General features: G+C 71.0%; 8 protein-coding genes. 5 read left to right on the forward strand and 3 right to left on the reverse strand.

Annotated elements, in window-relative coordinates:
• Positions 1-32: 32 nt before the first annotated feature.
• The 3 genes from MKK69_RS07780 to MKK69_RS07790 are packed head-to-tail and all read right to left on the reverse strand — an operon-like array spanning position 33 to position 2,760.
• Entirely contained in the window at positions 33-896 is an 864-nt protein-coding gene (locus tag MKK69_RS07780) for an SDR family oxidoreductase (RefSeq protein WP_243967205.1), read from the reverse strand.
• On the reverse strand, positions 893-2,038 hold the full coding sequence (gene queG / locus MKK69_RS07785) for a tRNA epoxyqueuosine(34) reductase QueG (RefSeq protein ID WP_279598256.1): 1,146 nt from the start codon (positions 2,036-2,038) through the stop codon (positions 893-895). The genes MKK69_RS07780 and queG overlap by 4 nt, the downstream gene beginning before the upstream one ends.
• Before the next feature lie 29 nt (positions 2,039-2,067).
• The gene (locus MKK69_RS07790) at positions 2,068-2,760 is read right to left on the reverse strand and encodes a glutathione S-transferase family protein (RefSeq protein WP_243967207.1); all 693 of its coding nucleotides are present in this window, start codon (positions 2,758-2,760) and stop codon (positions 2,068-2,070) included.
• Between the two features lie 251 nt (positions 2,761-3,011).
• Between MKK69_RS07790 and MKK69_RS07795 the strand changes: the two genes are divergently transcribed.
• From MKK69_RS07795 to MKK69_RS07815, 5 genes are all read left to right on the forward strand, one after another.
• Positions 3,012-3,815: an undecaprenyl-diphosphate phosphatase gene (locus MKK69_RS07795; RefSeq protein ID WP_243967208.1), complete on the forward strand. Its 804-nt coding sequence runs from the start codon at positions 3,012-3,014 to the stop codon at positions 3,813-3,815.
• Between the two features lie 95 nt (positions 3,816-3,910).
• On the forward strand, positions 3,911-5,800 hold the full coding sequence (locus MKK69_RS07800; protein WP_243967209.1) for a methylmalonyl-CoA mutase family protein: 1,890 nt from the start codon (positions 3,911-3,913) through the stop codon (positions 5,798-5,800).
• A gap of 32 nt (positions 5,801-5,832) precedes the next feature.
• Positions 5,833-6,207: a hypothetical protein gene (locus tag MKK69_RS07805; protein WP_243967210.1), complete on the forward strand. Its 375-nt coding sequence runs from the start codon at positions 5,833-5,835 to the stop codon at positions 6,205-6,207.
• A gap of 133 nt (positions 6,208-6,340) precedes the next feature.
• Complete coding sequence (locus MKK69_RS07810; protein WP_243967211.1) at positions 6,341-6,787, forward strand: hypothetical protein; 447 nt, start codon at positions 6,341-6,343, stop codon at positions 6,785-6,787.
• A 36-nt stretch (positions 6,788-6,823) separates the two neighbouring features.
• Positions 6,824-7,543 carry a glutathione S-transferase family protein gene (locus tag MKK69_RS07815; RefSeq protein WP_243967212.1) on the forward strand — a complete coding sequence of 240 codons (720 nt, stop codon included), beginning with the start codon at positions 6,824-6,826 and terminating at the stop codon, positions 7,541-7,543.
• Positions 7,544-7,840: the final 297 nt, after the last annotated feature.

The following is a 7,840-nucleotide window of genomic DNA, read 5'->3' on the forward strand; positions in this document are numbered from 1 at the left end:
CCCGAACCGTGGCCGCCGTTCGGGACGATGCGCTAAGGCTGATCCTTCAGGGCGGCCAGCCCCTCGCGGTAGGTCGGATAGGCCAGGGCGACGCCGAGTTCCGCGCGGATCAGCCGGTTCCGCACGCGCTTGTTCTCCCCGTAGAAGCTCCGGGCCATCGGCGACAGGTCGGCGGTCTCGAAGTCGATCTCCGGCGGCAGCGGCAGCCCGGTCAGGGCGGCGGCGTGCTCGGTGACCGTCTGGGGCGCGGTCGGCTCGTCGTCGGTGACGTTGTAGATCGCCCCCGCCCGCGGCCGGTCGATGGAGGCGATCAGCGTCGTGGCAATGTCGTCGACATGGATGCGGTTGAACACCTGCCCCGCCTTGACGATCCGCTGGGACCGACCCTCGCGCAGCTTCACGATCGGATTGCGCCCCGGCCCGTAGATGCCGGACAGCCGGAACACCTGGACGGCCTTGCCGGTGGCGGCGCCGAGCGCGAGCCACGCCGCCTCGGCGTCGAGCCGGATCCGGGAGCGGGCGCTGCGCGGTGCCGCGGGCGTCGCCTCGTCGATCCAGGCGCCGTCCTGGTCGCCGTAGACGCCGATGGTCGAGAGATAGCCGATCCAGCCGATCCGGCTCGCCGCGATGGCGTCCGCATAGCGGGCCAGCACCGGATCGCCCGCCTCCCCCGGGGGCGCCGAGACCAGGAGGACGTCGGTGTCGGCGAGGTCGGCGGCGATGCGGGGATCGTCGGCCCGGGGGCCGAAGGCGCGCATCGCGAACCCGGTCTCCGCCGCGAGACGCTCGGCGGTGGCGGGGTCGGTCACCGTGGCGCGCACGCGGCCGAACCGGTCGCGCGCCCGCTCGGCGAAACGGCGGCCGGTGAAGCCGAGCCCGAAGACGAAGAGGTTCATCCCGCGGATGTCTCGCCCGCGCGGGCTCCCGTCAAGCCGGCGGCGGCCCGCCACTCGTCGCGGACATGTTGATCGGTCTCGCCGGACCCGTGCCGCCGGTGCAGATCCCGGACGGCCGCGCGCCCGAGGAGGCGTCCGCAGGCCCAGACGGCCATGCCGCGCACCAGCGGCGACGGATCGGTCAGGCGCGCCACCGCCGCCTCGGCGAGATGCGGGCTGCCGGAATTGCCGACCGCGATCATCACGTTGCGCAGGAAGCGGTCGCGGCCGGTGCGCTTGACCGGCGTGCCGGCGAACAACGCACGGAAGGCCACCTCGTCGAGGGCGGCGAGATCGGCGAGGGGCGGCGACTTCAGGTCGGCCCGCGCCGCCAGGCGCGTCTCCGCGGCCGTGCGGGCGAACTTGTTCCAGGGGCAGACGGCGAGGCAATCATCGCAGCCGAACACACGATTGCCGATGGCGACCCGGAACGCCGCGGGGATCGGGCCGGCATGCTCGATCGTGAGATAGGAGATGCAGCGCCTCGCATCGAGCCGATAGGGCGCGGGGAACGCGTCGGTCGGGCAGATGTCCAGGCAGGCGCGGCAGGAGCCGCAATGATCGCGCCCCGGCACGTCCGGCTCGAACTCGGCGCTGGTGTAGATCGCCCCGAGGAGCAGCCAATTGCCGTGCTCGCGGGAGATCAGCACCGTGTGCTTCCCCTGCCAGCCCAGGCCCGCCGCCTCGGCCAAGGTCTTCTCCATCACCGGGGCGGTGTCGCAGAACACCTTCACGCGCACGTCGCCCTTCGCCGACAGGTAGCCGCCGAGCTCCTTCAGTTTGCCCTTCAAAACCTCGTGATAGTCGCGCCGCTGCGCGTAGGCCGCGAGCGCGCCGCGCTCCCCCTGCCCCACCAGCGCCAGCGGATCGTGCTCCGGCCGATAGCTCATGGCCAGGACCAGGATGCTGCGCAGGCCGGTCCACAGGACCGTCGGACGGGCGCGCTGATCGGCCCGCTCGGCCATCCAGTCCATGGTGCCGTGGGCGCCCTCGGCGAGCCAGGCCGAGAGCCGGCCCGGGAGATCCGGCAGGCGGTCGGGCCGGGTGACGCGCAGGCCGCAGAAGCCCAAGGCTTGGGCCCGGGTCTCGACCAGGCGGCGCAGATCGGCGCCGCTATGGATCCGCCGGGGCTTCAGAAATCCAGATCCGCGTAGTGGGCCGATGGCGGCATACCGGGCACCCGGTCGGCCAGCAGGCCCCGGAAGGAGGGCCGCGACTTGACCCGGGCATACCAGTTCCGGGCCATCTCGTCCTCGTCCCAGGGCACGTCCCCGAGATAGTCGACGCAGGAGAGATGGGCGGCCGCGGCGAGGTCGGCATAGGTGAGGTTGTCGCCCGCGATCCAGCGCCGCCGGGCGATCAGGTAGCCGATATACTTGAGGTGGTATCGGACATTCGTGCGCGCGGCCCGGATCGCGTTCATGTCCGGTGGCCCCCCGCCCTCCTGGGCGGACATGAAGCGCTTCGAGATCTTCTCGTTGACGAGGTAGCCGGTCACCTCGGATTCGAACTTGACCAGGAACCAGTCGAGCAGGCGCCGCACCTCGACCCGGTCCACCGTGTCGTCCGGCATCATCCGCCGCCCCGAAAGGCCGAGCCCACGGGTCTCGTCGAGATACTCGGCGATCACCCCGGCCCCGGGGACCACGAGACCGGCCTGCTCCAGCAGCACAGGGGTGATGCCCGCCGGGTTGATCAGCAGGAAGTCGTCGCGCCGCTCCCAGGGCCGCTCCTCGAACAGAGTCGGCTCCATGCCCATCTCGGCGAGCACGAGACGGATGAATCGGGAATTCGCGCAGAAGGGAAAGTGGTAGAGGGTTGCCATCGCGGCCGTGAGAGCGCTTCGGTCTGCCGGCGCGGCCGGTCCCGCGTCGTCGGCCCTGCACCGCGGGTCTTCAGCGCGCAGGACTTCGAGACGAGCGTTATTGCCCGACCGTTGCTGAGCCCTTAACACGCGCAGCCGGCCCCGGTAACCGCCCGTCAACCCTGACGCGCGAAGCCTCCGGCACAACGCAGCAGATGGTTCGCGGCGTGCCCTGCCTGGGCCGGCGCGCGCCCGTGGCACGAGGCGCGACGATGGATCCGGCAAGCATCGGCAAGGCAATCATCCTCGCCGTGGTGGAGGGCGCGACCGAGTTCATCCCGGTCTCGTCCACGGGGCACCAGCTCCTGGTGGGCCATTTCATCGGCTTTCACTCGCCCAACAACACCTTCGAGGTGCTGATTCAGCTCGGCGCGATCCTGGCGATCCTGGCGGTGTATTTCCGCCGCCTGGTCGGCATCGCCACCGCCCTGCCGAACGATCCCAAGGCGCGCCGCTTCGTGCTCGGCATCCTGGTGGCGTTCCTGCCGGCGGCGATCATCGGCGGCATCTTCTCCAAGATGATCAAGGCGTATCTGTTCAACCCCTGGATCGTCTGCGCGACCCTGGTGGCGGGCGGGCTGGTGCTGCTCGTCGTCGACGATACCGACCTCGATGTGCGCAAGACCGACGTCTACGACTACTCGCTGCCGATGGACCTGAAGATCGGCATCTTCCAGTGCCTCGCCATGATCCCCGGCGTGTCGCGCTCCGGGGCCACCATCGTCGGTGCGATGCTGATGGGCGCCGACAAGCGCTCGGCCACCGAGTTCTCCTTCTACCTCGCCATGCCGACCATGGCGGGTGCCTTCGCCAAGGACTTGCTCGACAATTATAAATTCCTGTCCGCCGACGATGTCGGCCTGATCGCGATCGGCTTCGTCGTCTCGTTCATCTCAGCCCTGTTCGTGGTGCGGGTCCTCCTCGACTACGTCTCCCGGCACGGCTTCTGGCTGTTCGCCTGGTGGCGGATCATCGTGGGCGCGCTGGGTTTCGCGGGATTGATTATTTTTGGCTGACGCGGGCCACCGTCGGGTGATTGCCACCGGCGAGGCGGTGTGCGACGCAATCCGGTGAAAGCGGCGCACAAGATGCCGCGCCCTGGGACGTTCCGATGGAAGACAGACCGCTCGCCGACCTGTTCGAGCCCGCCGACCGGGCCTGCTGGCTCGGCCTCGTCGAGGGCGTGCTGAAGGGCGCCGATTTCGAGAAACGGCTGGTCTCCCGGACGGCCGACGGGCTGCGGATCGTGCCGCTCTACGGCGCAGCGGAGCCGGCCGATCAGCCGATGCGTGCGCCGGGACCCTGGCGGATCGCCCAGCGGGTCGACCATCCGGACATCACCGCCGCCAACACGCAGGCCTTGGCCGACTTGGAAGGCGGCGCCGACGCCCTGGTCCTGGCCTTCGCCGGCGCGCCCGGCGCCCGCGGCTACGGCCTGACGGCGGCGAGCGTCGAGGACCTCGATACCGTCCTCAAGGGCGTGATGCTGCCGCTGATCGCCCTGCGCCTCGATGCCGGCAGCCAGGGGCTCGAAGCCGCCCGGCTCGTGAAGGCCCTGGCCGAGCGGCGGGGCGAGGACCTGTCGGACTACGATCTCGACCTCGGGATCGATCCCGTGGGTGTGCTGGCGGCGACTGGCAGCCTCGGCGCCGTCTGGAGCGAGATCGCCCCGCGCCTGGCCGAAACCGCGTCGGAGCTTGAAGCGGCGGGTTTCAGGGGCCGGGCCTTCCTCGCCGATGGCCGCCCCTATCACGAGGCGGGGGCGGGCGAGGCAGCCGAACTCGCGGCCGTGCTCGCCACCGCGCTCACCTATCTCCGGGCCCTCGAAGCCGCCGGCCACGACCTCGCCACCGCCCGGGACCGGATCGCGGTGCTCCTGGCCGCTGATGCCGACGAGTTCGTCACCGTCGCGAAGTTCCGGGCGATGCGCCGCCTCTGGGCGCGGGTCGAGCAGGCCTGCGGCCTGGATCCGAAGCCCCTGCGGCTGCACGCGGAGACCGCGTGGCGGATGATGACGAAGCGCGACCCGTTCGTGAACATCCTGCGCACCGGCCTGGCGGCGGCGGCGGCCGGCATGGGCGGCGCCGACAGCGTCGCCGTGCTGCCCTACACGCAGGCGCTCGGGCTGCCCGACGCCTTCGCCCGGCGGGTGGGGCGCAACAGCCAGGTCGTTCTGATCGAGGAGTCGCACCTCGCCCGGGTCGGCGATCCGGCGGCTGGCGCGGGCGGATTCGAGGCCCTGACGGCGGATATCGCCGAGGCGGCCTGGGCGGCGTTCCAGGCGATCGAGGCGGAGGGCGGCATCGTCGCCTCCCTCAGCGTCGGCAAGCTGCAGCGGCGGATCGAGCTGACCCGTGAGGCCCGGGCGAAGGACGTGGCGACCCGCCGCGCAACGCTTACCGGCGCGAGCGAATTCCCGAACCTCGCGGAGAAGCCGGCCACCGTGCTCGACGTGCCGCCCCCCGCCGCCCCCCGGGGCACGAATTTCGGCGCGGGCTCCGCGGTCGCCTGCGATGCCCTGCCGTCCCAGCGGCTGGCCGAACCCTACGAAGCGTTGCGTGACGCCTCCGATGCGTGGCTCGCCAAGACCGGGCGCCGGCCGGCGGTGTTCCTCGCCAACCTGGGTGCGGTGGCGGCGTTCAACGCCCGGGCGACCTTCGCGGCCAATGCCTTCGCGGCGGGCGGCATCGAGGCCGTGTCCAACGACGGCTTCACCGAAGCCGCCGCCGTGGCGACCGCATTCCGCGAGTCCGGTGCCACGCTCGCCTGCATCTGCTCCACCGATGCACTCTATGCCGAGCGCGCCGTCGAGACCGCACAGGCCCTCGCGGAGGCGGGCGCCGGGGCGATCTACCTCGCCGGAAAGCCGACGGAACTCAGCGAGCCGTTGAAACAGGCGGGCGTCCACGCCTTCCTGCACGTCGGCTGCGACATGCTCGCGCTGCTCAACGGGGCGCTGCGCGCGGCCGTGCGGGCCCCGTCGCCGCAGCAGACCGCCTGACGCCGCCAAGCCCCCGAGTCGAACCGAAGCCGATGACGCGCCTCGTCGCTGCCCTTCTGATCCTCGCCTGCACCGGCCCAGCCCGGGCGCTTCCGCGCGGAGCCGCCGTTCCGGACCGGTTCGACGGCACGTGGAGCGTCGAGATCGTCACCGAATCGGGCGCCTGCGATCGGGCCTACCGCTATCCCGTTCGCATCGAGCGCGGGCGGGCGCGGTTCCTCGGAACGGCCTTCACGATCCAGGGGAGCGTCGCCGGGAACGGTATCGTCCGTGGCTCGATCTCGGGCGGTGCGGCCACGGCCGACGTGCGCGGGCGACTCGGCCGAAATGGATTCGGGGCCGGTACCTGGGTCTCCTCCGGCGCGCTGGAATGCCGCGGGCGCTGGAACGCCGAGCGCCGCGGCTGAGGCCGGGCGCAGAAAGGGCGTCCGCTCGGATATCCCCTGAAATCGGGCGCCTCCGCGGCATCGTCAGCCCCGTTCCCGACGCATTCCTGAGCGAATCCTGAACGCGGTTCGGATACCCGACGAGGCCGCCCGCATGAAAACTTCGATCCTCGCCTCCCTCTCCGTCCTGGTGCTCGTCTCGACGGCGCAGGCGCGGCCGCATCGGCACCCCACGGGCCCGACGGTCAACCCGGTGGAGGCCGAGACGGTGCTGGAGCCGCTCCGGCAGGCGGCCACCGCGTGCTTCGCCGATACCGTGCTGTCGAACCCGAAGGCCACCGCCGAGGCCCGGGCCGGCCGCTGGTACGAGGCGGTGGGCATCACCGGCTTCCTGTGCCGCCCCGAGGTCGCCGCGATGATCCAGGCGCACGATCGGCTCTACGGTCCGAAAACCGGCGAGCGTTACTTCAAGGGCGCCTACGCCAAGCACCTGGACCAACAGCTAGCCGAACGGCTCCAGCCGATGCTGGCCCACAAGGCCGTCGCCAGCGCCGAGCCGCCGGCCGACAAGGGCGCCGAGGACACCGCGTCGGGCAACTGACGGGCGCGGCGGCGCCTCGTCCTGGAGGAAGCCCGCATGGCCTACGAACTCCATTACTGGCCGATGATCCAGGGGCGCGGCGAGTTCGTCCGCCTCGCCCTGGAGGAGGCCGGCGCCGACTACATCGACATCGCCCGCCGGGACGACGATTCGGGCGGCATCGCCCCGATGCTCGAACGGCTCTCGGACTCTACGAACCCGCGGCCGCCCTTCGCGCCGCCCTTCCTGCGCGACGGCGATCTCGTGATCGGACAGACCGCCGCGATCCTCCTCCATCTCGGGCCCCGTCTCGGGCTGGTCGGTGCCTCGGAACCGGACCGCATCTGGACGCACCAGCTCCAGCTCACCATCGCGGACGCGGTCGATGAGGTGCACGACACGCACCACCCGCTCGGGGTCGACCTGTACTATGCGGAGCAGAAGCCAGAGGCCCTTCGTCGGGCCACGGCGTTCCGAAGGACCCGCATCCCGAAATTCCTCGGTTATTTCGAGCGCATCCTGACCGCCAATGACGGCACGCGCCTGGTTGGTGCGGACCTGACCTATGCCGACCTGTCGCTGTTCCAGCTGGTCGACGGGTTGCTCTACGCCTTCCCGAAGGCCGCCGCGGCGGCTCTGCGCGATGCGCCCCATGTGAAGCGGCTGCACCAGGCCGTGGCGCAGCGCCCTCGGATCGCGGCCTATCTAGCGAGTGAGCGACGCATCCCGTTCAACGAGGACGGGATCTTCCGCCGCTACCCGGAACTCGACGGTTAGGGGGGCGGGCGCTCCGCGAGACCGTGCCGGACGGGGGTGACGGGTCCCTCTCCCGCCCGGGCTACCGGATTGGCACGTCTCAGTCTGACACCCACACTCTGAAAACAGAGCGCTTTTCCCCTCCCCCGTGCGGGGCGGGGTTAGGGGTGGGGGTGGCTCAGAAGGCACCGCCGAACTCAATCCTGCACCACCGCCACCGCCAATGCCTCCCGCACGGGGGAGGAGAGAACGTGTCGGCCAGCGATGGGTGAACATCGCCGTCCCCACCGGGGAGGCTAACGCGCAGGTCCGATCCCT

The sequence above is a fragment of the Methylobacterium sp. J-026 genome, from assembly GCF_022829585.1.
Lineage (GTDB): Bacteria > Pseudomonadota > Alphaproteobacteria > Rhizobiales > Beijerinckiaceae > Methylobacterium.

Bases quoted from the DNA above. Each gene is read 5' to 3' on its own strand.
- MKK69_RS07790 (WP_243967207.1), bottom strand. From the start codon at position 2,760: ATGGCAACCCTCTACCACTTTCCCTTCTGCGCGAATTCCCGATTCATC.
- MKK69_RS07780 (WP_243967205.1), bottom strand. From the start codon at position 896: ATGAACCTCTTCGTCTTCGGGCTCGGCTTCACCGGCCGCCGTTTCGCC.
- MKK69_RS07795 (WP_243967208.1), top strand. From the start codon at position 3,012: ATGGATCCGGCAAGCATCGGCAAGGCAATCATCCTCGCCGTGGTGGAG.
- MKK69_RS07815 (WP_243967212.1), top strand. From the start codon at position 6,824: ATGGCCTACGAACTCCATTACTGGCCGATGATCCAGGGGCGCGGCGAG.
- MKK69_RS07810 (WP_243967211.1), top strand. From the start codon at position 6,341: ATGAAAACTTCGATCCTCGCCTCCCTCTCCGTCCTGGTGCTCGTCTCG.
- MKK69_RS07800 (WP_243967209.1), top strand. From the start codon at position 3,911: ATGGAAGACAGACCGCTCGCCGACCTGTTCGAGCCCGCCGACCGGGCC.
- MKK69_RS07805 (WP_243967210.1), top strand. From the start codon at position 5,833: ATGACGCGCCTCGTCGCTGCCCTTCTGATCCTCGCCTGCACCGGCCCA.